This window comes from Streptomyces venezuelae, from assembly GCF_008642315.1.
Taxonomy (GTDB): domain Bacteria; phylum Actinomycetota; class Actinomycetes; order Streptomycetales; family Streptomycetaceae; genus Streptomyces; species Streptomyces venezuelae_D.
In genome coordinates, this window is record NZ_CP029192.1 from 7486339 (window position 1) to 7510083 (window position 23745).

A 23745-nucleotide genomic window follows, 5' to 3' on the forward strand; every position below is an offset into this window, starting at 1 on the left:
CATCTGGCAGCAGATGTCACCCAGCGTTTCTGATTCTTCAGCTCGCAGTAACGGTCCGCCTGGCAGGCCAAAGGCGTACACTACCGGCCTTTGGCTTCAGTTGCTAAATCCTGTCGGGTACGGGATTTCCCGCGTCGCGCACCGCACGCCGTACGGGTACCCGTACGAGCAGGGCGAAACCGAGCAAAAAGAACGCCACGAGCGACACGATGGCGTCCCGGTAGCTGCCCGTGAGCTGGTAGGTGAGGCCGAAGATCAACGGTCCCAGCCACGCCATCCCGCGGTCACTGATCTCGTACGCGGAGAAGTACTCGGCCTCCTTGCCGTGCGGCACCAGGTGCGAGAAGAGCGAACGGGACAGGGCCTGGGTGCCGCCGAGGACCAGGCCGATCCCCGCGGCCAGGACGAAGAACCACGCGGGCGCGCCGGCGGGCAGGAAGTACCCGGCCCCGATCGTCACCGTCCAGGCCACGAGCGACCCGAGAATGGTCCGCTTGGCGCCGTACGTCCGGGCGAGGCGCCCCATGGCGAGGGCGCCCGCGACCGCCAGCACCTGGACCAGCAGGACCGCGACGATCAGCGTGGACTGACCGAGGCCCAGCTCTTCGGAGCCGTAGACGGAGGCCTGGGAGATCACCGTCTGGACGCCGTCGTTGTAGACCAGGTAGGCGAGCAGGAACGCGAGCGTGTGGGGGTGGCGCCGCATGTCCCGCACGGTCGACCGCAGCTGCTGCCACCCGCCACGGGGTGCCGTGCCGGCCTCGTGCGCGGGCGTCCCGCGGTCCCGCAGCCGCTTCAGGGGGACGAGGGTGAAGGCGCCCCACCAGAGCCCCGCCGACGCCAGACAGATGCGGACCGCGGTCGACTCGGAGACGCCGAAGCTGTCGTGCGCGAGGAAGAGGACGAGGTTCGCCACCAGAACCAGGGCGCCCGACGCGTATCCGAAGGCCCAGCCGCGCGAGGAGACCGCGTCACGCTCCTGAGGAGGCGCGATCTGCGGCAGGTAGGAGTTGTAGAGCACCATCGAGACGGCGAGCGAGGCGTTGGCGACAATCAGCAGGAGACCGCCGAGGAGATACCGCTCGCCCTCCAGGAAGAACATGCCCGCCGTGGCCGCAGCCCCCAGGTACGCGGCGACGGCGAGGAGCGGCTTCTTGCGGCCCGTCCGGTCGGCGGCGGCAGCCGCCAGCGGCATGACGAAGACCGACACGAGCACCGACAAGGAGACCGTGTACGCGAAGAACGAGCCCGCGCGGACCGGGAGGCCCAGCGGATGCACATGACCCTCGGGATCCGCGGCCGCCTTCGCGATCTCGGTCAGATAGGGCCCCAGGAACACGGTCAGAACGCTCGTCGAATAGACCGAGCACGCCCAGTCGTAGACGTACCAGCCCCGCTGCTCGCGCCGCCGTTCCGCGGCGTCGGAGTCGTCGGACGCTGTTCTCCTCACGGTGTCGGTGCTCACCCGTGACCTCGCTGTTCCCCGTGGTGCGGCGCCGACCCGGAGCGGTCAGACCCAGGTCCCCCGGTCCTTCAGCACCCCGCGCAGCGTCTCGATGTGATCGGAAACTATGCCATCCACCCCGAGGTCGAGCAGGGCGCTCATCCGGTCCGCGTCATTGACCGTCCACACGTGGACCTGCAGTCCGCGCGCGTGGGCGGCGCGCACGAAGCGGTGGTCCACCACCCTGATCCTGCCGTGCGTCTCGGGCACCTGGGCGCAGACCGCGGAACGGCGCAGGGCGGCGGGCACTCCGTAGGACAGCATCCGCAGCGCCGCCACGCCCCGGGTGCCCAGGGAGGTGGCCAGGCGCGGGCCTCCGAGGCGCTGGGCCCTGGCCACGCGCGCCTCGGAGAACGAGCCGACACAGACGCGGTCCCAGGAGTTGGTGCGGCGGATCAGGTCGAGCAGCGGCAGCAGAGCGGGCTCCGCCTTCACGTCCACGTTCCAGCGCACGTCGGGGAAGGCTTCGAGGCACTCCTCGAAGAGGGGCACCGGTTCGCTGCCCGCCACGCGCGCGTGGCGCACCTCGCTCCACGGGAGGTCGATGATGCGTCCCGCCGCGTCCGTCACCCGGTCCAGCGTCGTGTCGTGGAAGGCGACGAGGCGGCCGTCGGCGGTGGCGTGCACATCGGTCTCGATGTAGCGGTAGCCGAGGTCGACGGCGCGCCGGAAGGCCGCCGCGGTGTTCTCCAGGCCGTCCGCCGCGCCGCCTCGGTGGGCGAGGGCGAGCGGGCCGGGGTGATCGAGGTAGGGGTGGCGTACGCGCGTGGTCACGGCTGCAGTATCGCCTGCTCCGGCGGGCCGCCGGAGGCCACGACGCCACCTGTGGCGGTCGCGGGGACGGCGAACCGGCGCAGGAAGAACTGGGCGAGCGGGCCGATGGCCAACGCGTAGAGGACCGTGCCGACCCCCACGGTGCCGCCGAGCGCGAAGCCGGTCACGACCACCGCCACCTCGATGAGCGTCCGCATCAGCCGGATGGAGCGCCCGGTCCGCTGGTGCAGGCCCGTCATCAGTCCGTCCCGGGGGCCGGGCCCGAACGCGGCCGCGATGTACAGGCCGGTCGCCGCGCCGTTCAGGACGATCCCGCACACCATCAGCGGGATGCGCACGGCCCAGCCCTCGGCGTCCGGGAGCAGCGCCAGCGCGGCGTCCATCGCCAGGCCGACGACGAAGACGTTGGAGACCGTGCCGAGGCCGGGACGCTGCCTCAGCGGGATCCACAGGAGCAGGACCGCGGCGCCCACGACGATGGACACGGCGCCGATCGACAGACCGGTGAGCTCGGCGAGCCCCTGGTGCAGCACGTTCCACGGCTCCAGGCCGAGGCCGGACACCACGAGGAGCGCGGAGCTCACGCCGTACAGGGTGAGGCCCGCGTAGAGCTGCGTGAGTCTCCGCGGCAGTCGCCGCCGGATCGCCCGCGGTGCCGTGCCGGGCGTCGCCCCGGATGCCGTGCCGGACAAGAGGTGCCCCCGTCGGTGGTGGTAGTGGCCTGACGCATGACACTCTGTGGCTTGTACAGAGCAGCCAACCATGGCCAATCCGGGGAAGGTGGACTGGGAATCATGGCTCAGTGGACTTCGGCGATGGGGTCGACGCAGCTCGCCCGTCTCCTCGCCTCCCAGCAGGACCGCCCCCTCGGCACGGGCTCGCGCCGCCCGCCCGCCTACCGCGCCCTCGCCGACGGCATCCGGCTCCTCGTCCTCGAAGGGCGCGTCCCGGTCGCCGCGCGCCTGCCCGCCGAGCGCGAACTCGCCCTCGCCCTCGCCGTCAGCCGCACCACCGTCGCCGCCGCCTACGAAGCGCTGCGCACCGAAGGGTTCCTGGAGTCCCGCAGGGGAGCGGGCAGCTGGACCGCCGTCCCCGCCGGAAACCCCCTCCCCGCGCGCGGGCTCGAACCGCTGCCCCCCGAGGCGCTCGGTTCCATGATCGACCTCGGCTGCGCCGCGCTGCCCGCGCCCGAACCCTGGCTCACCCGCGCCGTCCAGGGCGCCCTGGAAGCCCTCCCGCCGTACGCCCACACGCACGGCGACTATCCCGCGGGCCTGCCCGCCCTGCGCGAGATGCTCGCCGAGCGCTACACCGCGCGCGGGATCCCCACCATGCCCGAACAGATCATGGTGACCACCGGCGCGATGGGCGCCATCGACGCCATCTGTCACCTCTTCGCGGGCCGCGGCGAACGCATCGCCGTGGAGTCGCCGTCGTACGCCAACATCCTCCAGCTGATGCGCGAGGCGGGCGCCCGCCTCGTCCCCGTCGCCATGGACGAAGGCCTCAGGGGCTGGGACATGGACCGCTGGCGCCAGGTCCTGCGCGACGCCGCGCCCCGGCTCGCCTATGTCGTCGCCGACTTCCACAATCCCACGGGCGCGCTCGCCGACGAGGACCAGCGCAGGCAGCTCGTCGAGGCGGCCCGCTCCGCGGGCACGGTCCTCGTCGTCGACGAGACGATGAGCGAGCTGGGCCTCGACGAGGACCTGGCCATGCCGCGCCCGGTCTGCGGCTTCGACCCGGCGGGATCGACCGTCATCACCGTCGGCTCCGCCAGCAAGGCCTTCTGGGCCGGCATGCGCATCGGCTGGGTGCGGGCCGCCCCCGACGTGATCCGCAGCCTGGTCGCCGCGCGCGCGTACGCCGACCTCGGCACCCCGGTCCTCGAACAGCTCGCCGTGAACTGGCTCCTGAACACCGGCGGCTGGCAGGCCGCCGTGGACGTGCGCAGGGAGCAGGCCAGGGAGAACCGTGACGCGCTGGTCGCCGCGGTCCGCCGCGAGCTGCCCGACTGGGAGTTCGAGGTGCCGCGCGGCGGCCTCACCCTGTGGGTGCGCACCGGGGGCGTGTCCGGGTCGCGGCTCGCCGAGGTGGGCGAGCGGGTGGGCGTCCGGGTCCCCTCCGGGCCGCGCTTCGGAGTGGACGGAGCCTTCGAGGGGTACGTGCGGCTGCCGTTCACCGTGGGGGGCGCGCTCGCCGACGAGGCGGCGGTGCGCCTCGCGGCCGCGGCCCGGCTGGTCGAGACGGGCGTCGGCGCGGGCGCGCAGGCAGCGCACCCGTTCGTCGCCTGACGCGCCTCTCCGTAGTCGGGCACCGGCTCCCCAAGGGCGGCGGTCAGTTTTCGGCGGGGACCGGCTCCGCCTCCGTGGCCTCCGGGGCGGCGGCCTCCGTCTCGTCAGGCGGAGTGCTCCGCTCCGGCAGCAGCTCCATGACGGCCGTGCGGTGTGCCTCGCTGGTCGCGTCGTCGTACGGATCGGGGGTCGCGGGCACCTGGAGGCGGTGCACCTGACCCGCGCCGAGCCTGGCGTAGCCGCGGCCGGGCGGCACGTCCGTCGTGGGCGTCGTGTGGGGAGGCGCCCCGAGGACGTCCTCCAACTGGTCGACCGTGGCGTACCCCAGCACCACGCGCGCGCGGGTGTGCTGGTGCACGGCTTCGCTCAGCGCGTCGAGGCCGTCCAGCTGGTCGGCGACCACGACCGTCACGTTCGCCGCCCTGCCGTGCCGCAGCGGGACCTGCAGCAGCGACTGGGGGTCCGTGCGGCCGTCGGCCGCGGCGAGGTGACCGAGCGCGCTCGGCCGGTCGAGGAGGAGCCACAGGGGGCGCTTGGTGTCCTCCGGCGGCGGGTGGCCCGCCTGCCGCGCGCGGTTCGCCGCGATGAGCCTGCGTTCGGTCTCGTGCGCCGCCCATTCGAGGCTCGCGAGCGCCCCGGTGAGCCCGCACTCGATGGCGAGGACCCCGTCGCGCCCGGTCAGGCAGGCGTAGTCGCCGGTGCCGCTGCCCTCGACGATGAGCACATCGCCGTACTGCAGCGCCTGGAGGGCGATGGAGCGCAGCAGTGTCGTCGTGCCGCTGCCCGGCTGACCGGCGATCAGCAGGTGGGGCTCGGTGGAGCGGATGCCGGTGCGCCACACGACGGGGGGTACGTCGCGCTGTTCCGCGCCGTCGGACAGCGGCAGGGTGCGCTGGACGCCGGTCTCGTCGGTGAAGCCGAGGACGGTCTCTCCCGGGGCGGTGACGAAACGCTGGGCCGCGATGTCGGTGGGGAGCGGGGAGAGCACCGTGACGGTGAGCTGGTTGCCCTCCTCGTCCCACAGGAAGTGGTACTCGCGGCCGCGACCCGCCTTGGCGTGCAGCAGTTGCTCGATCCGCGCGCGGGACTCGGCCTCGCCGTCCGTGAAGTACGCGGGGTAGCGCACCACGAGCCGGGAGATCCGCCCGGTGTCGTCGAAGTCGTGCTCGACGAACGCCTTGTCCCATTCACCGCCGTGCGCGAAGAGCGGGGCGGGGTCCTCGGGGACCGAGAAGTACGGGACGAGCGCTTCGTAGAGGGACTGAAGTCGCTGTACCTGTGCCTCGTCCGGTCCTGTCGGCTCCGGAGCGGTGCGCTCGCGGCCCGTCCAGGCCGCCGCCGCCATCAGGGAGATGAGGGCGAGCAGCGGTCCGAACGGCACGAGCGCCACGACCAGGACCACGGAGGCCGCAAGGAACAGCAGCGGCCCGCGCTTGTCCTTGGGGGTGTCGGCCCACCTGCGCCGTCCGGCGGCGGCCAGCCGGCGCAGTCCGCGGGTGATCGTGATCAGCGGATGGAGGACATCCGTGGCGCTGTCGGCCGCCGACCGTGCCAGCTCCCTGCTCCGGGCGATGGATGCGGTGCCGTTGCTCAGAATGCGGGGGAGTGGGCGCCTGGCCACGTCTGTCTCCTGGAGGTGCGTACGAAAGCGGGACGGTCAGAACTTGATCCCGCCGAGGAGGCTCGCCAGGCTCGCGCTGCCGGCCTTGATGCTCGGGGCGATCGCCGTGCCCGCCATGAAGAAGCCGAAGAGGGCGCAGACCAGCGCGTGCGACGCCTTGAGTCCGTCCTTGCGGAAGAAGAGGAAGACGATGATTCCGAGCAGTACGACGCCCGAGATGGAAAGGACCATGACGGTTCTCCTGGTTTGGTGGGGACAGTCACCATGAGTTCTTCCAGGTTCACAGCATGTATCCATACGATAAAAGGTGCAAATGGGTCAATTTCTTGAGATTTCCCTCTAACGGTGGAGTCCGGTTGGGCCATGACGGACGCCTCGGGGAGACCTCCGCGCCTCTGCGTGATCTTTGCCTCGGGCGGTCCGGGTCATGTGCCCGGCGGGGCAGTACCCTGTCGATTCACTCGTACGGCTGCACAGGCAGACGCACTCGGATAACCAGCAAGCCAGAAAGGCGGAACGCCCCCATGAGCGAAGCCCCCGACCCCGAGGTCGTGGAGCTGGCGACCAAGATCTTCGATCTGGCACGTCAGGGCGACGCCGCGGCGCTCGCCGCCTACGTGGACGCGGGCGTCCCCGCGAACCTCACGAACGACAGCGGCGACTCGCTGGTGATGCTGGCGGCCTACCACGGGCACGCCGACGCGGTCCGCTCCCTCGTGGAGCGCGGCGCCGACACCAACCGCGCCAACGACCGGGGCCAGACCCCGCTCGCCGGAGCCGTCTTCAAGGGCGAGGACGCGGTGATCCGGGCCCTCCTCGACGGTGGTGCGGATCCCGCCGCGGGCACTCCCTCGGCGGTCGACACGGCCCGCATGTTCGGAAAGGCGGAGCTGCTGCAGCTGTTCGGGGCCGCCTGAACCGGGTACCTGACCAGCAACAACGGGGGCGCTGGAAATGTGGTCGCGGCGGACCTGACCGCCGGGTCATCATGACGACGTGATTCACGGACGCGACGGTGGGGCAGATGTTGCCGCACCGCGTGGACCGTGAGCGGCCCGCCCCCGGACCTCCCGTCCGGGAACCCTCGGGCCACCGACGAGAGGCAGAGGAAGATGGTCTTCGACAAGCAAAAGACGGCGGGCGGCCCGACGTGTTGGCGCACGGCCAGGTAATGCGTGATTCCCGGTTGCGTCGACGCTTGATGTGAGGCTGTTTCCCATGTTCGATCCGGTCATAGCGCCCAGCGGTACGCTGCTCGGCCTGCTGCAGAGGGGCCGCGGCGACGGCACCCTGCACGCGCTCACCGCCCCACGGTCCGAGGCGCTCACCGCCCTCGACCACTGCGTGCTCAACGATCCCCGCCACGACTGGCAGGTGGAGAACCGTTCGCTGTACTACGCCCGGCTCTACCTCGACCTGCACGGCGGGCTCGGCGAGATCGAGCGCCACCTCTTCGATGCCGAGGACGTCCTGAACACGGACGACTCGCGCACCGGACTCGCCCTCGCTGTCCTCGGGCACCTCGCCTCGTACGGCAGGCAGGACGCCCTCGAACTCCTGCGGAGGTACGCGGCGTTCGGCTCCAACTGGGCATGGGCCCTCGACGAGCTGGCGCTGCGCGACGACGACGCGGGCCTGCGGGCCCTCGCGGCCCCCGTGCTCGCCAGGTTCGGCCCCGACGCGGAGGGCGAGGCCGAGCTGGCCGCCGCCGTCCGCGACGCCTACGAACCGCGGCCCTGGCGCCTCTGGGAGGAGGACCCCCGCGCCGACATCGGCGCCCGCGTGCGAGCCGCGCGGGAACAGGGCTCCTTCGACCGGTGGCAGCGCCAGATGCGGCCCTCGGGGCCGCGCCCCGGCTGGAGCGTCCAGGCCGTCTTCGCCTGGGCGCAGGAGGGCCTCGAACGGGGCACCGTCCTGTACGTGCCCGCCGCCCGCTGCCTGACCGCGGTCGCCGGACCCGAGGACCGCGCCGAGATCGTCGAGGCCGCCCGCAACGGTTCGGACGGGGCGCGCGGCACTGCCCTGCGCTACCTCGCGGACACCCACGACCCCGCCGCCCTCGACCTCATCGAGTTCGCCGCGGAAGGCCTCTCACGGACCGTGACGGACGCCGCCATCGACGCCTTCGAACGGATGCGCAGCGTCGCCGCCGTCGAGCGCGCCCGACGCTGGGCCTACCGGCCCGACGACCTGGGTGCCGCCGCCGGACGCATGCTCGCCTGCCGGGGCGGCGCGCAGGACAGCAAGCTGGTCCTCGCCGCCCTTCGCGAGGCCGTCCGCGGCGAGGGCCCGGACGCGCCGACGCTGTGGACCCTCGTCGACGGCGCGGGACGCCTAGGCATCGCCTGCGCCGCCCCCGTGCTGCGGCACGTCTACAGAGAGACCGCCTCCTCCCATCTCCGCGGCCGCGCGGCACGCGCGCTGGCCGCCACCGATCCCTCCTTCGCCTCCGGCTTCGCCGTCGAGTGCCTCTGGGACTGCGAGGAGTCCACCCGCGAAGTCGCCGCACGGCACGCAGAGACCGGTGACGCCCGCGTCGTCAACCGCCTCAGGAGGCTCGCCGCGGACCCCGCCGAGGAGGACGAGGTACAGACCGCGGTGCGCAGCAGGATCGGCCCGGACGCGGCCGTGTAGCGGGCGGCCTACGGACTCGGCCGGGGTTGCCGCCGCGTGGCGGCGACGAAACGCACCGGCGTTCCCGGCCGGGCCTGGGCCGCCGCGGCCAGGTCGCTCTCGCGGACCACGGCGACCACCGGGTAGCCCCCGGTGGTCGGGTGGTCGGCCAGGAAGACGACGGGCCGGCCGTCCGGCGGGACCTGCACGGCGCCGAGCACCATGCCTTCGCTGGGCAGCTCCCCTTCGAACGCCCGCTCCAGCGCCGGGCCCTCGGTGCGCAGGCCGATCCGGTTGCTCGCCGAGAACACCGTGTACGCGCGCGTGGTGAACGTGTCCAGCGCGGCCGCCGTGAACCAGTCCGCGCGCGGCCCGAGCGTCACCCGGAGCACCAGCTCCCGGGGCGGCGCGGGCTGCGGGACGACGTCCACGCGTGCGTGGATGCCGCCTGGCCGGCCCAGGGGAAGGACGGCGCCGGTCGCGAGCGGGGGCGGGCCGAGGCCGGAGAGCAGATCCGTTGAGCGGCTGCCGAGCACCGGGTCGACGCTCACGCCGCCGTCGAACGCGACGTAGCAACGTACTCCGGAGACAGCCGATCCGATGTCGACAAGGGCGCCCGCGGGCACGCGCACCGGCGCTCCCCAGGGCGCGGGCCTGCCGTCGACGGCCACGGGGCAGGGGGCGCCGCCGACGGCGACCGTCACGGTCCTGCGCGGCCGCACGGCACAGCCGTCGAGAGTGGTCTCCAGGACGGCAGCGTCGGACGGATTGCCCACCAGGCGGTTGACCAGGCGGGCGGCGGGCGGGTCGAGGGCGCCGGAGCGGGGCACCCCGAGGTGGGCGTGCCCGGGGCGCCCGAGGTCCTGCACGGTGGTCAGGGCTCCGGCGCGCACGACGGCGAGGGCGTGGTCGGTCATCACGTCCCCACTACCGGACGGGGCACGAAGCGGACGCGGACGCCGGGGGAGAGCAGCGCGGCGGGCACGCGCGCGTGGTCCCACAGCACGGCGTCCGTGGAGCCGATGAGCTGCCAGCCGCCGGGCGACGCACGCGGGTAGACGCCCGTGTACGGGCCCGCCAGGGCGACGCTGCCCGCGGGGACGCCGGTGCGGGGCGTGGCCCGGCGCGGCACCTCGTAGCGCTCGGGCAGGCCGGTGAGATAGCCGAAGCCGGGTGCGAAGCCGCAGAAGGCGACGCGGAATTCGGCGGCGGAGTGGATGCGCGCCACCTCGGCCACGGGCACGCCCCAGTGCGCCGCCACGTCCGCGAGGTCCGGTCCGTCGTACCTCACCGGGATCTCCACGACGTCTCCCGCGCGCGGGGGCAGCGGCGGGATCTCCCAGCCGGGCAGCTCCGCTCCGACGCGGCCGGGCTCGTCGAGACCGTCGAGGAGCACCGTACGGGCCGCGGGAACGATCTCCCGGACCCGCAGGGCGCCCGACGCGCGGCGGCGCAGCAGCTCCGCGTGGAGGGCCTGGGCCTCGGTGCCGTCGGAGAGCTCGACGAGCAGGGCCCGCTCGCCGACCGGCAGGGCCCTCATGCGAACGCCGCCACGCGCACGCCCGCCGCCGCCAGCTCGGCCCGCACCCGACGGGCCAGCTCCACCGCGCCCGGGGTGTCGCCGTGCAGACACAGCGACCGCGCGCGGACCTCGATCTGGCGGCCCCCGAGGGTGGTGACGACACCGGAGCGGGCCATTTTGACGGACCGCGAGACGACGGAGTCCGCGTCCGTGACGACCGCCCCTTCCTGGGTGCGTGGAACCAGAGTGCCCTCGTCGGTGTAGGCGCGGTCCGCGAACGCCTCGGTGACGACGGGCAGCCCGGCCTTGTCCGCGGTCTTCAGGAGAGACGATCCGGGCAGCCCCAGGACGGGCAGCGCGGCGTCGGCGAGCAGTACGCCCTCGACGACCGCGCGGGCCTGTTCCTCGTCGTGGACGGCGCGGTTGTAGAGCGCGCCGTGCGGTTTCACGTACGACACGCGCGTGCCCGCCGCGCGGGCGAACACCTCCAAGGCGCCGATCTGGTACGCCACTTCGGCCGCCAGCTCCGCGGCGGGCACGTCCATGGCACGCCGCCCGAAGCCCGCCAGGTCCCGGTAGGACACCTGCGCACCGATCCGCACCCCGCGCTCGGCGGCGCGGTCGCACACCCGGCGCATGGTGGCCGGGTCCCCGGCGTGGAACCCACAGGCCACGTTGGCGCTGGTGACGACGGACAGCAGTTCCTCGTCGTCGGTCAGGTGCCAGCGGCCGAAGCCCTCGCCGAGGTCGGCGTTGAGATCGATCAGGGGCGCGTTCATGGCGTAAGCCTCCAGTGCTTGACGTAAGCCTCCAATGCTTTCGGCGGTCACACCACGCGGTACTGCTCGTCCCGGGCGTCGGTGACGAACATCCGGCCCGGCGCGTGGGTGATCGCGAAGGGCGGCCGTGATGCCATCACCGCCGCCTGAGGGGTCACCCCGCACGCCCAGAACACCGGGATGTCGTCGGGCTCGACGGTCACCGCGTCGCCGAAGTCGGGGCGGTCCAGGTGCTGGATGCCGAGCCCGCCGGGGTCGCCGCAGTGCACCGGGCTGCCGTGCACCGCGGGCATCAGCGAGCTCTCCCTGATGGCGTCCGCGAGCCTCCCCGGCGGCACGGGGCGCATCGACACCACCATCGGGCCGTGCAGGCGGCCTGCGGGGCGGCAGGGGCGGTCGGTGACGTACATCGGGACGTTGCGGCCCTGCTCGATGTGGCGCAGCGGGACGCCGGCGTCGGCGAGCGCCCACTCGAAGGTGAAACTGCAGCCGATGAGGAACGTCACCAGGTCGTCGCGCCAGTGGTCGACCACGTCCGTGGGCTCGGCGGTCATCTCGCCGTGCTCCCACACACGGTAGAGCGGCAGATCGGTGCGGAGATCGGCGCCCGGGGCGAGCGGAGTGGCCCAGGAGCCCGCGTCCGTGACGTCGAGGACCGGGCAGGGCTTCGGGTTGCGCTGGCAGAACAGGAGCATCTCGTAGGCCCAGTCGGCGGGCACCGAGATGAGGTTGGCCTGCGTGAAGCCCGCGGCCCACCCCGAGGTGGGGCTGGTGTCGCCCGCGCGGAAGGCGGCGCGCGCCTTCTTGGCGCTGCGGATCGACGGCGTGGCGCGCGTCTCGCGGTTCACAGGAGTTCCCTTCCGCGCGTCTCCGGCAGACCGAGGAGTGCCAGGACGGCAAGTCCGTAACCGATGGCTCCGAAGACCAGCGCTCCGCCGACGCCCCAGCTGTCGGCGAGGAATCCGACCATGGTGGGGAAGACGGCACCGATCGCGCGTCCCGTGTTGTACGTGAAGCCCTGCCCTGTGCCGCGGACGGCGGCCGGGTACAACTCGCTGAGGAACGAGCCGAAGCCGCTGAAAATCGCCGACATACAGAAGCCCAGCGGAAAACCGAGCACAAGGAGAAGGCCGTTGGCGCCGTCCGGGATGTTCGTGTACGCGAGGATGCTGGCCGCCGAGAGGAAGGCGAAGAGCGTGATGTTCCGCTTCCTGCCGAGCTTGTCGGTGAGATAGCCGCCGGTCAGATAGCCGATGAAGGCGCCGGAGATCAGGAAGGTCAGATAGCCGCCGGTGCCGACGACCGTGAGCCCGCGATCGCTCTTGAGATACGTGGGCACCCAGGTGGCCAGTGTGTAGTAGCCACCCTGCACGCCGGTGGACAGGAGCACCGCGAAGAACGTGGTGCGCAGCAGGCCCGGCTTGAAGATGGCCGTGAAGGATCCCTTGTCCGCGCTCTTGCGCCGTTCCTCGGCGGCCTCGGGCGCGTCGTGCACGTTGCGCCGTACGTAGATCACGAGGAGTGCGGGCAGCGCACCGGTCCAGAACATCACGCGCCAGGCGACGTCGTCGTCCAGGAACTGGAACACCAGGGTGTAGACGATCACCGCGAGCCCCCAGCCCACGGCCCAGGAGCTCTGGATCGCGCCCAGGGTGCGACCGCGGTTCTTGGCGGTGGCGTACTCGGCGACGAGGATCGCGCCGACCGCCCACTCGCCGCCGAATCCGAGCCCCTGGAGGGCACGGAAAACGAGCAGCGTCTCGTAGTTGGGTGCGAAACCGCACGCGACCGTGAAGACCGCGTACGTGACGACCGTGATCATCAGGGCCTTGACGCGGCCGATCCGGTCGGCGACCACCCCCGCGATGGCGCCGCCCACGGCGGAGACGACGAGGGTGACGGTGGTGAAGAGCCCGGTCTGGCCGCTGTCGAGGCCGAAGTACGCGGCGAGCGCGACCATGCTCAGTGGCAGCGTGAAGTAGTCGTAGGAGTCGAGGGCGTAGCCCCCGAAGGCGCCGGCGAAGGCGCGGCGTCCGCGGGGTCCGAGGGCGCGCAGCCAGCCGAACGCACCGCTGTCGTCAAAGGGTTCGACGTGTTCGGAGGGTGGCCCTGCCGGTGCGGCCGTGTCGGGCGGTGGGGTCGTGCTCATGGGCACCTCACAGGTGAGGGACGGAGGGTGCTGGAGCGGGCGTGGTGCGGTCGTGCGGTGGGGGGACGGGGAGGGGTGGAGCGGTGAGCCGTGCCCGACAACGTAGAGGATCGTTGAACGATCCCTCAATACCCCTGTTGTTTCGTTCTTGCATCTGCGATTGAATCCGGGCATGGCGGAGGGGATGGGTGACGTGAACGGACTGGCCGACGACCGCGCGCTCCTGGGGCGCACGAGCACGGCGGAGCGGGTCTCGGACATCCTGCGGAGCCGCATCGCCGCGGGCTTCTTCCCGCCCGGGACTCGGCTCTCCGAGGACAGCATCGGCGGCGCGCTCGGCGTCTCCCGCAACACGCTCCGGGAGGCGTTCCGGCTGCTCACGCACGAGCGGCTCCTTGAGCACCAGCTCAATCGCGGGGTGTTCGTGCGGATGCTGACCGATGAGGATGTGGGGGACATCTACCGCACCCGTGCCCTCGTCGAGTGCGCGGTCGTACGCGGGCTCGGGGAACCGCCGTACGCCGTGGACGGGCTGGCCGACGCCGTATCCGACGGGCGGCGGGCCGCGCGGGCGGGCGACTGGAAAGGTGTGTCCACCGCCAACATCGACTTCCACCGGGAGCTCGTCGCTCTCGCGGGGAGCGAGCGCACCGACGAGCTGATGCGCAGCGTCTTCGCCGAACTGCGCCTCGCCTTCCACGTGGTGGACGACCCCCGGCGGCTCCACGAGCCCTACATCGCCCGCAACGGACAGATCCTGGAGGCGCTCCGGGAAGGCCGGCGCGACGACGCGGAGACGCTGCTCGTCGAGTACCTGGACGACTCGCGTCGGCGGGTGGTCGACGCGTACGGACAGCGGGCGGCGGGCGACCACGGCTGAGCGGGTGCTGTCAGGTCTGCGCCGTTTCGACCGTTGTCAGACCGAGGATCTAGTCTGTGCACCGTGACTTCGCCTGCCGTTACGGACTCCGCTCCGCCCCAGCTCAGCGCGGGGCCGCGGCCCGCTCTGGGCCCGGCCGCCGACGAGGGCCTGGCGCGCCGCCTGCGCGCCCTCGCCTGCACGGCTCCGCTGCACGACCTCGACGTGCGCAAGGCCAACCTCGCGGGTGAGTACTCGGTGTACGCGATGGCGGAGGTGGCCCTGTCCGCCATCGACCTCGTCACGCTCAACATGGACTTCGACACCGGCGCCGACCACGAGCAGATCGTCGGCCGGCTCCTCCCGCGCGTCGCCGCCCAGGCGCCCGCGCGCCCGGCCGCCGAGCACGAGCGCGTGGCCCGCTGGGTCCTGGAGAACCTGATCAACGTGGGCAGCGTCGACCGCGGCTTTCGCGCCGTGTACGGCACCTTCGCCCCGGACGGGACGTATGTCCGCAGGGACTACGACTTCAAGCTCCTCGAAGAGGTCCCCGGCCACGGCGGCAGTGTCTACCTGCGGACGACCGACGAAGCGGTCAACGTCCTGGTGGGCGCCCTCGACACCGACGTCACCAGCGCGCAGATCGCCGCCGAGGTGAAGCTCGAGGTGCTGATCAGCCGCGGCAGGCTCGCCGACGCCCAGCTCGCCGCGGAGCAGGCCCGCTACCGCACCGTCCAGTACTCGGAAACCCTGCGCAAGGCCCTCGACGCGACCCGGCGCAACGTCCGCGCGGTGGACTGGCTCAAGGCCGTCCCCGACATGATCGCCGAAGCACTCGACCACGTAGCGGACCGGTACCGCCACGAGAACGCCATCCTGACCAACATCCGCAAGGCCCGCGACGAGTCCGAGGACCCCGAGCAGAAGCGCCGCGCCGCCGAGCTGGTCGACATCGTCAAGGACTGCATCCGCCGCCACACCCAGCTGCAGTCCCGCCTCCTGGAGGCCGGCCCCCTCTTCCGCGCCGAACAGGACCGGCAGGCCTTCGCCACTCCCACCGCACGCGCGGGCCTCGACCTGTACGGCCAGCTGGTCGCACCCCTCCTGCCGCTCCCGGCCGAACAGGCGATCCGCGTGACGGATGCCTACTTCACCCGCGGCACCGGACTGCGCACCCCCGTCTCCGTCCGCGTCGGCGACCTCGTCGACATACTGCTCACGCCGCCCATGGAGCGCGAGCACCTCGGCGCGGAGATGCCCGAGCCCGACCTCATCGCCACCCCGGACGACAGCCGCTTCAGCGAGGAGCAGCTCGCGAGCGCCATGGAACTGCTCGATCTGCCCTCCGACGCGCCGCGCAGGCTCTCCGGCCTTCTTGCCGACGCCCGGCGCCGCGACCCCGAACTGCCCTACCTGGTCGCCCTGCTGGCCGTGCACGCGGCCAGCCCGCCGGTCGGCACCGCCTACCGCCAGGGCGAGGAGAAGCTCCTCTTCGCCGTGGACGACGGCACCGAACTCGACGACGAGGAGTTCGGCGGCGCGGACCTCGTCGTCGGCACCGCGCTCCTGGACGCCGTCGGCATGGCGGCCGACCGGACGGAGGCGGCGTGACCATGACCCACCCCCACTCCCACCTCTTCCTCAAGGAGCACACGCCGTGACCGACCACCCCGCAGAGCACGCCGCGTGGGGCGAGCCGGACTCCACGGCGGCGCCCGCCGCCCCCGCGCCCGTCACCCCGGCCGACGCCGCCGACGCCGCGCGGCTCGTCGCCTTCGGGCTGCAGCCCAAGCTGCAGCCCGCCCGCGACCAGGAGTACGCCGAACTGCTCCGCCGCTACCGCGAGGACCCGCCCTTCGCCCGGCTCGCCGACGCCGTCGCCACCGGGCTCGGGCTCGTCGTCCTTGAGGTGTCCCCGCGCGCGGGCATGGCCGTGACCGCCGCGGAGGACTCCGTCTTCGCCGTCCGCATGGGGGACTACGCACGCCGCGCGGCCACCGACTCCACCGACCGCTTCCTGCACGGCCTCGCACACCTCGCCATCGCGGCCATGGCGTTCCCGCGCCCCGAGGACCTCGCCGACGACGGCTACATCGGCCGGGTCACCGTCAACGGAGTGGACGCGTTCGTGCGCCAGGCCTGCCACCGCCTGGAGGAGCGCGCCGAGGAACACGGCGACAACACCGACCCCGCGACGGACGCCCCGGGCCTCGAGGCCGCCTGGCGGATCTGGGCCCGCCGCAGCTCGACCGGCGCCACCAAGGACGCCCGCCGCCTGGCAGGCTCCACCACCGGCATCGTCGGCAAGGCGGCCGCCTTCCTCACCGACTCGGGGTTCCTGCAGCGCACGGGTGACGACTCCGGAGGCACGTACCGCACCACGGCCCGCTACCAGCTCCAGGTCCGCGACATGGCGGGCACCGCGGCCATGGCGGAGCTCCTCGAACTCGGCGTCGTCCCGGTCACGGACGGCTCGGCGACGCTGCTGCCGCCCGAAGAGACCGACGACCTGGAGCTGGCCGCCGACGCGGGGCTGCCGTTCCACTCCTGACGCGCCGCTCCTGACGCGGCCCCGCCCGGCCGCCGGGCTCCGGCCCCCCGCCCCCACCTTCCTTGCCGTCCCCACGACTTACGACGAGAGTCCGCCGCCATGTACGAGCTGTCCCGGATCCGCCTCTACTCCATCGGGCCGGCCGGTGCGCGCTACGCCGACACTGTGCTCGACCTGCGCGGCGTCGGCGCGGAGGTGCCCGACCCCGCGCCCACCCAGGCGGAGTTCTTCGAGGACGAGCCCGTGGGCCCGCCGCGCCGCCCCGCCCCCGCCGGCGTGCTCTTCCTGGAGAACGGCGGCGGCAAGTCCGTCCTGCTCAAGCTGATCTTCTCGGTCATGCTGCCCGGCCACCGGAACACGCTCGGCGGCGCCAGCTCCGGTGTGCTGCGCAAGTTCCTGCTCGCCGACGACTGCGGGCACGTCGCCCTGGAGTGGCAGCACACCCTGACCGGCGAGTGCGTGGTCGTCGGCAAGGTCAGCGAGTGGCGCGGCCGACAGGTCTCCAACGACCCGCGGAAGTTCGCCGAGGCCTGGTACTCCTTCCGGCCGGGCCCGGGCCTGAGCCTGGACTCGCTGCCCGTCGCCGAGTCCACCGCCGTGCGCCCTTCGGTGGAGGGCGCGTCCGGCGCCCAGGGGCGGCGGCGCACCATGAAGGGCTTCCGCGACGCCATGACCGAGGCGGTCAAGGCGTACCCGCACCTCGAAGTGCACTGGGAAGAGATCCACGACCGCTGGAACGAACACCTCGGCGACCTCGGCCTGGACCCCGAACTCTTCCGCTACCAGCGGGAGATGAACGCCGACGAGGGCGAGGCCGCAGGCCTCTTCGCCGTCAAGAAGGACTCCGACTTCACCGACCTGCTGCTGCGCGCCGTCACCGACACGCGCGACACGGACGGCCTCGCCGACCTCGTCCACGGCTTCGGCAACAAGCTGGGCCGTCGCGCCGAGCTGATGGCCGAACGCGACTTCACCGCGGGCTCCGTGGACCTGCTGAACCGCATCGTCGACGCCGCGGACACCCGCTCACGCGCGCGTGACGTGCACGCGGGCGCCGAGCGCCGCACCCGGACCCTGGCGCGCAGGCTCTCCGCCCGCGCCGTCGAGGAGCAGGGCCGCGTCGCCGACCTGGCCGAGCAGGTCACCGCCGCCGCCCACACCGTGACAGAGGCCGAGCGGGCCCGCGGCAGGAGCGCCCTGATCTCCGCCGAACTGGCCTACCGGCACGCCTCCCTGGCGCTCACCGTCGCCGAGAAGGCCGCCGCCGCCCAGCGCCGCGAGCTCGCCGACGCCCGCACCCTGCACTCCGCCTGGCAGGCCGCGGAGGCCGTCCTGAGGCACCGCGCCGCGGCGGACCGCTCCGCGCGCGTGGCCGTCGCCATCCGTGAGGCCGAGCGCGACGCGGCGCCCGCGCTCGCCGCCCGCGCCAAGGCCGCTTCCGACCTCGTCCGCGCCCTGCACACCGCCGCCGAGGGCGCGGAGAACCTCGCCAACGAAGAGGAGGAGCGGTCCGCCGCCCTCCAGGAGACCGGCGAGGCCGCGCACCGGGACGCCACGGTCGCCGCCACCGAGGCGCAGCGCGCCCGCAGCGAGGCGGGACACCTGAAGCAGCGCCTCGCCGAGGTCGAGCAGGAGACCGCAGAGGCCGTCCGCGCGGGCTGGCTCGACGACACCGCCCCCGACGCCGACCCGGCCCGCGCCGCCCTCGCCGCGAGCGACGCCGAGAAGACCACCGTCGCCGCATGGGACGCCGCGCGCGAGGCCGCGGGACGCGCCGCCGACCACGCCAAGGAGACGGCCGCCACGGAGGCCCGCGCCGAGCTGACCGCCGCCCGCGCCTCCGACGCCGCGACCGCCGCCGAGGCCGCGCACGACGCGGAGCGCCGCGCCGCCGAGTCCATCGCGGGCAACCAGCGGCTCGCCGAACTCCTGAGCCTGCCGGGCGGGGGCGACGGGGTGCCGCTGCCCCGCCGGGCAGGCGACTCCGCCGAAAGTGCCCTCTCTGAAGAGGCCCTCTCCGGAAGCGCCCTCTCCGTAGAGGAGCTTGACCGCTCCGCCGACGACCTGCGCACGCTGCTCGACGACGGCGTCGCCTCCGCCGAGCGCCAGCTCTTCGACCTGCGCACCGCCGCAGCCGACGACTCCCGCATCCTCGGCGCCCTCGGCGACGGCGGCCTGCTTCCGCCCGGCCCCGACGTCCTCGCCACCGTCGAGTTCCTCGCCGAGCACGGCATCCCCGCCCTGCCCGGCTGGCGCTACCTCGCCCAGGCCGTCGACCCCGCCGACCACGCGCGCGTGCTCGCCGCCCGCCCCGAGCTCGTCGACGGCGTCGTCATCACCGACCCGGACACGCACGCCCGCGCCCGCGACGCCCTCGCCGAAGCCGCCCTGCTGCCGCGTTCCGCCGTCGCCGTGGGCACCGCCGCCGCCCTCCTCGCGCCCACGCCGGGCGAGCAGTCCACGGACAGCGGCGTCTTCCTCGTACCGCCGAACCCGGCCATGCACGACGAGCACGCCGCCGACGAGGAGCGGCAGGCGCTGCGCGCACGGGCCGCGCGGCGGGACGAGGAGATCCGCGCGCTCGCCGTCCGTCTCGCCAAGGACCGCGAGCTCGCCGCCCGCCTCGCGTCCTGGCGCACCGGCTGCCCCAGTGGCCGTCTCGCCGAACTGGCCACCACCGCCGAGGAGGCGCGCGCCTTCGCCGTGGAGGCCGAGGCCGAGCTCGCCGAGGCCCGCACCGCCCGCGCCGAGGCCGACGAGGCCGCGAGCGAGGCGGCACGCGTGCGTGACGAACGCCAGGAGGCCGCCCAGCGCGCCCGGCGCGTCGCCGACGCCCTCGCGGGGCTCGCGTTCCGGCTCCGTGAGCGGGCGGGCTGGCAGGCCAAGCTCCGCGAACTGGCCGACGACGCCGTGGAGTCCGAGGCCCGCGCCCAGACCTGCCTGGACCGGGCCCGCGCCGCGGACGAGGACCGCCGTGCCGCCCAGCGCGCCGCGGACGATGCACGCCGCACCGCCCGCGCGTTGCGCGCCGAGCGCGCCGAGATCGCCGGCGCCCCCGAGGACGTACCGGAGGAGAGCGAGGCCCCCAAGTCGTCGCTGCCCGCGCTGCGCGAGGCCTACCGCGCGGCGTCCCAGCTCTACGAGAAGGTGGGCGTCGGCGCCGACCTCCGTGCCGAGCAGGCCCGCGCCGAGAGCGACGAGAGCGCCGCACTCGCCGAGCTCGACCGGCTCAGCAACAAGGTCCGCACCCGCGCCGCCCTGCTCCTCGAAGGCACCGACGGTTCCGACGGCCCCTCCCGGCAGGCCGCCGCCGCCCGCGCGGAGGCACAGGTCCAGCTGATCGAGGCCCGCGCGTCCACCGCGAGCGAGCAGCTCGGCCGGCTGCGCGGCGAGGCCGAACGGCACGCGCCCGAGGACGGCGACGCCCACACCGAGCTCCCCGAAGAGCTGGTCCCCGCCGACGCCGAGCAGGCCCAGACGCTCCTGCGCACCGCCACCGGCGAACTGGCCGCGCACACCGAGGCGCTGAGCCGCGCCAAGGAAGCGCACGCCGCCCTGCTGCACACCCACCGCGTCACCGAGGACGCGGCCGGCGGCTTCGACGAGACCGCGGCGCTGCTCCGCGACCTCCTGCGCGAGCACCACGAAGAGGACACCGAAGACACCCCCGAGGGCTACCCGGGCTCCCTGGAGGAGGCCCGCCAGGCCGCCGCGGAGGCACGCCGCTCCCTGCGCGGCTGCGCCGCCGACCTGTCGACGGCCGAGTCCGCCGTCCGGGAGGCCAGTGACATCCTCGTACGGCACGCGAACGCGACGCGGTACGAGCAGGTGCGCACGCCCGCCCGCCAGCAGATCCGCGAACTGCCCGCGTCCGCGCTGCCCGAGCACGCCAAGAAGTGGGCCGACGCGTTCGCGCCCCGGCTCCGCGTCCTCACCGACGAGCTGGAGCAGCTGGAGCGCAACCGCGACAGCATCGTCGACCGGCTGCGCGGCCTCGTGGAGTCGGCACTCGCCACCCTGAGGTCCGCACAGCGCCTGTCCCGCCTGCCCGAGGGCCTGGGGGAGTGGTCGGGGCAGGAATTCCTGCGCGTCCGCTTCGAGGAGCCCGACCAGGCCACGCTCGTGGAGCGGCTCGGCGAGGTCATCGACGAGGCGACCCGCGCCGCCGTGAAGAAGAACTCCGACATGCGGCGCGACGGCATGTCACTGCTGCTGCGCGGCGTCCAGGCAGCCCTGGAACCGCGCGGTGTCGCCGTCGAGATCCTCAAGCCGGACGCCGTGCTGCGCGCCGAGCGCGTCCCCGTCGGGCAGATGGGCGACGTGTTCTCCGGAGGGCAGCTGCTCACCGCGGCCATCGCCCTGTACTGCACGATGGCCGCGCTGCGCAGCAACGACCGGGGCCGCGACAAGCACCGGCACGCCGGCACCCTCTTCCTGGACAACCCCATCGGCCGCGCCAACGCGACGTACCTCCTGGAGCTCCAGCGGGCCGTCTCGGACGCGCTCGGCGTGCAGCTCCTCTACACGACCGGCCTGTTCGACACGACCGCGCTGGCCGAGTTCCCGCTGGTCATCCGCCTGCGAAACGACGCGGACCTGCGCGCGGGCCTGAAGTACATCAGCGTCGAGGAGCACCTGCGTCCGGGCCTGCCGCAGCAGGACCCGGAGGGCGAGACGGTGCACGGAGAGATCACCGCGACGCGTATGTACAAGCGACCCACTGCCCAGGAGAGGCCCGTCCCGGCTCGAGCGACCACTACGTAGCGAGCTGTTTCGTCAGCCAGTCATGGAAGAGCCCGATGTGGTGCTCGGTCGGCACCAGCACCCCGCCCTCGCGGTAGGCGCGTGAAGCCATCGCGGGCTGGGTGCGCTCGCAGGCCGCGAAGTCCTGCGTGTTGACGCGGTGGAAGAGTTCCACGGAGTGCGTCAGGTCCACGCCGGAAGCGACGACATCGGGTGCGTACAGCCAGTCGCACTCGACGACCGTGCGGTCCTCGGCCAGCGGGAACATCCGGTGCAGGATCACGTGGTCGGGGACGAGGTTGATGAACACGGTCGGCTTCACGGTGATCGCGTAGTACCGGCGGTCCTGGTCCTGCGACACCTCGGGGAGCCGGCCGAAGCCCGCGCTGCCGTCGACCGTGAACCCGCCGACCTCCTCCCCGAACGCCGCGCCGTGCCCCACGTAGTACTGGGCGGCGAAACCGTCCGCGAACTCCGGCAGGACATCGGTGAGTTCGGGGTGGATCGTCGCGCAGTGGTAGCACTCCATGAAGTTCTCGACGATCAGCTTCCAGTTGGCGCGCACGTCGTAGGAGACGCGCTTGCCGAGCGCGAGACGCTCGGTGCCGTAGCGGTCGATGGCCGCCGCGTCGCCGAGCCGTTCGACCGCCGCGCCCATGACGGTCTCCTCGAAGGAGGGCGGTTCGTCGGCCAGGCACACCCACGCGTAGCCGAGCCACTCCCGCAGGGCCACCTTGATCAGGCCGTAGGCGGCGCGGTCGACGTCCGGCATCTTCACCAGGTTGGGCGCGGCGACGAGCCGTCCCTCCAGGTCGTACGTCCAGGCGTGGTAGGGACATTGGAGGGCGCGCCGCACCTGCCCGGCCTCCTCGGTGCACAGGCGGGCGCCGCGGTGGCGGCAGACGTTCAGGAAGGCGCGCAGCTCGCCGGTGCGGGAGCGCGTGACCAGGACGCTCTCGCGCCCCACCTGAACGGTGCGGAAGGCGCCCGGTTCGTCGAGGTCGGCGGCGCGCACGGCGCAGAACCAGAGCGCTTCGAAGACGCGCTCCTGTTCCTGCCGGAAGATCTCGGGATCGGTGTAGTAGCGGCCGGGGAGGGTCGCGGTGAGGCTCGGCGGCAACGGGGTCGTCGTCACGGTTCTCGTACTCCTCAACGGGGCTTCTCGGCAGTTCTCAGGCAGGCGTGGCGGCGAGGCGGCTCGGGTCGAAGAGCTCGATGGGATGCCCGGTGGCGCCGTCGAGCGCCAGGTCGGCGAGGATCTCGCCGACCACGGGCACGAACTTGAAGCCGTGTCCGGAGAAGCCGGCCGCGACGGTCACCGAACCGGGGTGTTCCGGATGGCGGGCGATCACGAAGTGCTCGTCGGGCGTGTTGGAGTACATGCAGGTGGCGGCCTTGACGAAGCCGCCGGGGAGGTCCGGGATCAGCCGCCCCACCTGCTGGGCCATCGCGACGATCTCGTCGTCGTGGACCGAGCGTTCGATGGTCTCCGGAGTGCAGGGCGTGCCCTTGCGGAAGAAGGCCACCTTCGCCCCCAGCGCGGGCCCGTCGATGGCGGGGAAGCCGTAGACCTGGACGTTCTCCGCGTCCTCCCAGATGTAGATCGGATGGTTCTCGGGGAGGAAGGGGCCGATGCCGCCGGAGGGCTGGAACCAGTACATGACCTGCCGTTCGATGGTGAAGGGCACGCCCAGATCGGTCAGCAGCGCGGGCGCCCACGCGCCCGGGCAGATCACCAGCTGTCCGGCGGTGTAGGTGTCCTCCGCGGTGTGGACGCGCACGCCGTCCCGGTAGGGCTCCCACCGGGTCATGGGCTCCTCGAAGTGCAGGTCGGCGTCGTTCCGCGTGGCCAGTTGGAGATGTGCGGCCACCGTGTTCTCGGGGCGGACGAGGCCTGCCCGCGCCTCGTACAGGGCCACCTCGTCGTCATCGGGCGTGAGCGTCGGGAAGCGGCGGCGGATCTCCTTGGCGTCCAGCATCTCGTGGGGCAGGTCCCACTGCTCGGCGGAGAGCCGTGAGCCGGAGACCGTGCGGCTGTCGGGGCGCCCGAGCATCACGCCGCCGCACAAGGTGGCGATGTCGCGGCCCGTGTCGCGTTCGAGGCGGTCGTACAGCTCGTACGCGCGCAGCAGCAGCGGTACGTACGCGGGGTCCTCGAAGTAGGACTGCCGGGTGATGCGCGAACCGCCGTGGCTGGAGCCGCGGGCGTGCACCGGGCCGAACTTCTCCAGGCCGAGGACACGGGAGCCGCGCGCGGCGAGGTGGTGCGCGGCGGCGCTGCCCATGCCGCCGAGGCCGATCACGATCACGTCGTAGGTGGGGGACACCGATGCCTC

At 73.1% G+C, this 23745-nt stretch carries 19 protein-coding genes; 7 read left to right on the forward strand and 12 right to left on the reverse strand.

Annotated elements, in window-relative coordinates; translation table 11 throughout:
- Positions 1-103: 103 nt before the first annotated feature.
- The 3 genes from DEJ48_RS33130 to DEJ48_RS33140 are packed head-to-tail and all read right to left on the reverse strand — an operon-like array spanning position 104 to position 2970.
- The gene (locus DEJ48_RS33130) at positions 104-1465 is read right to left on the reverse strand and encodes an MFS transporter (protein WP_150219828.1); all 1362 of its coding nucleotides are present in this window, start codon (positions 1463-1465) and stop codon (positions 104-106) included.
- A gap of 45 nt (positions 1466-1510) precedes the next feature.
- Complete coding sequence (locus tag DEJ48_RS33135; protein WP_150219829.1) at positions 1511-2278, reverse strand: glycerophosphodiester phosphodiesterase; 768 nt, start codon at positions 2276-2278, stop codon at positions 1511-1513.
- The gene (locus DEJ48_RS33140) at positions 2275-2970 is read right to left on the reverse strand and encodes a YczE/YyaS/YitT family protein (RefSeq protein WP_150219830.1); all 696 of its coding nucleotides are present in this window, start codon (positions 2968-2970) and stop codon (positions 2275-2277) included. The genes DEJ48_RS33135 and DEJ48_RS33140 overlap by 4 nt, the downstream gene beginning before the upstream one ends.
- A gap of 102 nt (positions 2971-3072) precedes the next feature.
- Here DEJ48_RS33140 and DEJ48_RS33145 point away from each other — a divergent pair, with 102 nt between their 5' ends.
- Entirely contained in the window at positions 3073-4572 is a 1500-nt protein-coding gene (locus DEJ48_RS33145) for a PLP-dependent aminotransferase family protein (RefSeq protein ID WP_150219831.1), read from the forward strand.
- 43 nt (positions 4573-4615) lie between these two features.
- Here DEJ48_RS33145 and DEJ48_RS33150 read toward each other — a convergent pair whose 3' ends face one another.
- Positions 4616-6193 (reverse strand): hypothetical protein, encoded by a 1578-nt coding sequence (locus DEJ48_RS33150; RefSeq protein WP_150219832.1) that lies wholly within the window; start codon positions 6191-6193, stop codon positions 4616-4618.
- A 36-nt stretch (positions 6194-6229) separates the two neighbouring features.
- Positions 6230-6424, reverse strand: a complete 195-nt coding sequence (locus DEJ48_RS33155) for a hypothetical protein (protein ID WP_055567030.1) — start codon at positions 6422-6424, stop codon at positions 6230-6232.
- A 293-nt stretch (positions 6425-6717) separates the two neighbouring features.
- Here DEJ48_RS33155 and DEJ48_RS33160 point away from each other — a divergent pair, with 293 nt between their 5' ends.
- Both DEJ48_RS33160 and DEJ48_RS33170 read left to right on the forward strand, forming a co-directional pair.
- On the forward strand, positions 6718-7110 hold the full coding sequence (locus DEJ48_RS33160) for an ankyrin repeat domain-containing protein (protein ID WP_150219833.1): 393 nt from the start codon (positions 6718-6720) through the stop codon (positions 7108-7110).
- A gap of 301 nt (positions 7111-7411) precedes the next feature.
- The gene (locus DEJ48_RS33170; protein WP_150219834.1) at positions 7412-8827 is read left to right on the forward strand and encodes a HEAT repeat domain-containing protein; all 1416 of its coding nucleotides are present in this window, start codon (positions 7412-7414) and stop codon (positions 8825-8827) included.
- 8 nt (positions 8828-8835) lie between these two features.
- Here the strand turns inward: DEJ48_RS33170 and DEJ48_RS33175 are convergent, their stop codons facing one another.
- The 5 genes from DEJ48_RS33175 to DEJ48_RS33195 are packed head-to-tail and all read right to left on the reverse strand — an operon-like array spanning position 8836 to position 13256.
- Positions 8836-9723 carry a biotin-dependent carboxyltransferase family protein gene (locus DEJ48_RS33175; protein WP_150219835.1) on the reverse strand — a complete coding sequence of 296 codons (888 nt, stop codon included), beginning with the start codon at positions 9721-9723 and terminating at the stop codon, positions 8836-8838.
- On the reverse strand, positions 9723-10346 hold the full coding sequence (locus tag DEJ48_RS33180) for a 5-oxoprolinase subunit B family protein (RefSeq protein ID WP_150219836.1): 624 nt from the start codon (positions 10344-10346) through the stop codon (positions 9723-9725). Before DEJ48_RS33180 ends, DEJ48_RS33175 begins: the two co-directional genes overlap by 1 nt.
- Complete coding sequence (locus DEJ48_RS33185; protein ID WP_150219837.1) at positions 10343-11107, reverse strand: LamB/YcsF family protein; 765 nt, start codon at positions 11105-11107, stop codon at positions 10343-10345. The genes DEJ48_RS33180 and DEJ48_RS33185 overlap by 4 nt, the downstream gene beginning before the upstream one ends.
- A 47-nt stretch (positions 11108-11154) precedes the next feature.
- Positions 11155-11955 carry a putative hydro-lyase gene (locus tag DEJ48_RS33190; protein ID WP_150219838.1) on the reverse strand — a complete coding sequence of 267 codons (801 nt, stop codon included), beginning with the start codon at positions 11953-11955 and terminating at the stop codon, positions 11155-11157.
- On the reverse strand, positions 11952-13256 hold the full coding sequence (locus DEJ48_RS33195; protein ID WP_150219839.1) for an MFS transporter: 1305 nt from the start codon (positions 13254-13256) through the stop codon (positions 11952-11954). The genes DEJ48_RS33190 and DEJ48_RS33195 overlap by 4 nt, the downstream gene beginning before the upstream one ends.
- Before the next feature lie 172 nt (positions 13257-13428).
- On the opposite strand from DEJ48_RS33195, the gene DEJ48_RS33200 reads away from it, so the two are divergent.
- The 4 genes from DEJ48_RS33200 (at position 13429) to DEJ48_RS33215 (ending at position 21430) form a co-directional block, all read left to right on the forward strand.
- Positions 13429-14136 carry a GntR family transcriptional regulator gene (locus DEJ48_RS33200; protein WP_150219840.1) on the forward strand — a complete coding sequence of 236 codons (708 nt, stop codon included), beginning with the start codon at positions 13429-13431 and terminating at the stop codon, positions 14134-14136.
- A 63-nt stretch (positions 14137-14199) separates the two neighbouring features.
- Complete coding sequence (locus DEJ48_RS33205) at positions 14200-15726, forward strand: hypothetical protein (RefSeq protein ID WP_150219841.1); 1527 nt, start codon at positions 14200-14202, stop codon at positions 15724-15726.
- 46 nt (positions 15727-15772) lie between these two features.
- Positions 15773-16666 carry a hypothetical protein gene (locus DEJ48_RS33210; RefSeq protein WP_150219842.1) on the forward strand — a complete coding sequence of 298 codons (894 nt, stop codon included), beginning with the start codon at positions 15773-15775 and terminating at the stop codon, positions 16664-16666.
- A 99-nt stretch (positions 16667-16765) separates the two neighbouring features.
- Positions 16766-21430, forward strand: coding sequence for a hypothetical protein (locus DEJ48_RS33215; protein WP_150219843.1), 4665 nt, complete (start codon positions 16766-16768; stop codon positions 21428-21430).
- Here DEJ48_RS33215 and DEJ48_RS33220 read toward each other — a convergent pair.
- Together DEJ48_RS33220 and solA are read right to left on the reverse strand one after the other, a co-directional pair.
- A complete protein-coding gene (locus DEJ48_RS33220) occupies positions 21423-22544 on the reverse strand; it encodes an aromatic ring-hydroxylating oxygenase subunit alpha (RefSeq protein WP_150219844.1) in 1122 nt (373 codons plus the stop codon). The genes DEJ48_RS33215 and DEJ48_RS33220 overlap by 8 nt on opposite strands.
- A gap of 37 nt (positions 22545-22581) precedes the next feature.
- A complete protein-coding gene (gene solA / locus DEJ48_RS33225; RefSeq protein WP_150219845.1) occupies positions 22582-23736 on the reverse strand; it encodes an N-methyl-L-tryptophan oxidase in 1155 nt (384 codons plus the stop codon).
- Positions 23737-23745 lie beyond the last annotated feature (9 nt).

Bases quoted from the DNA above. Each gene is read 5' to 3' on its own strand.
- DEJ48_RS33170 (WP_150219834.1), top strand. From the start codon at position 7,412: ATGTTCGATCCGGTCATAGCGCCCAGCGGTACGCTGCTCGGCCTGCTG.
- DEJ48_RS33195 (WP_150219839.1), bottom strand. From the start codon at position 13,256: ATGAGCACGACCCCACCGCCCGACACGGCCGCACCGGCAGGGCCACCC.
- DEJ48_RS33200 (WP_150219840.1), top strand. From the start codon at position 13,429: ATGGCGGAGGGGATGGGTGACGTGAACGGACTGGCCGACGACCGCGCG.
- DEJ48_RS33175 (WP_150219835.1), bottom strand. From the start codon at position 9,723: ATGACCGACCACGCCCTCGCCGTCGTGCGCGCCGGAGCCCTGACCACC.
- DEJ48_RS33180 (WP_150219836.1), bottom strand. From the start codon at position 10,346: ATGAGGGCCCTGCCGGTCGGCGAGCGGGCCCTGCTCGTCGAGCTCTCC.
- DEJ48_RS33160 (WP_150219833.1), top strand. From the start codon at position 6,718: ATGAGCGAAGCCCCCGACCCCGAGGTCGTGGAGCTGGCGACCAAGATC.
- DEJ48_RS33155 (WP_055567030.1), bottom strand. From the start codon at position 6,424: ATGGTCCTTTCCATCTCGGGCGTCGTACTGCTCGGAATCATCGTCTTC.
- DEJ48_RS33185 (WP_150219837.1), bottom strand. From the start codon at position 11,107: ATGAACGCGCCCCTGATCGATCTCAACGCCGACCTCGGCGAGGGCTTC.
- DEJ48_RS33215 (WP_150219843.1), top strand. From the start codon at position 16,766: ATGTACGAGCTGTCCCGGATCCGCCTCTACTCCATCGGGCCGGCCGGT.
- DEJ48_RS33145 (WP_150219831.1), top strand. From the start codon at position 3,073: ATGGCTCAGTGGACTTCGGCGATGGGGTCGACGCAGCTCGCCCGTCTC.